The sequence below is a fragment of the Streptomyces sp. NRRL F-2580 genome (assembly GCF_000720115.1).
GTDB lineage: Bacteria > Actinomycetota > Actinomycetes > Streptomycetales > Streptomycetaceae > Streptomyces.
The window spans coordinates 1-210 of the sequence record NZ_JOIR01000146.1 but is presented as its reverse complement, the minus strand read 5'-3'; the positions used below and the strand labels follow the sequence as shown (position 1 = coordinate 210).

At 64.3% G+C, this 210-nt stretch carries 1 protein-coding gene; it reads left to right on the top strand.

Translation table 11 applies throughout. The features are described 5' to 3' along the window. On the top strand, positions 1-189 hold a 189-nt coding region (gene tpg / locus IF88_RS0139835), incomplete at its 5' end, for a telomere-protecting terminal protein Tpg (RefSeq protein WP_030724605.1). Between the last annotated feature and the right edge of the window lie 21 nt (positions 190-210).

The window sequence follows — 210 nt, the reverse complement described above, 5'->3', positions numbered from 1 at the left end:
ACCGTCCACCTCCCACCCGCCTACGCGCAGCGCCTCTTCGACGCCCAACAGCAAGGCGCCGACGACGGTCGGCTGCGGGCGATCGTCGCCGAAGGCCTCCAGGAGACCTACTTCAAAGACGGCGGAACCCGCGCCGACCAGCTCGAAGTCGAATTCACCGACATCGACTACATCGACGTCTCGTTCTGAAGAGATCACGACAGCCCATCC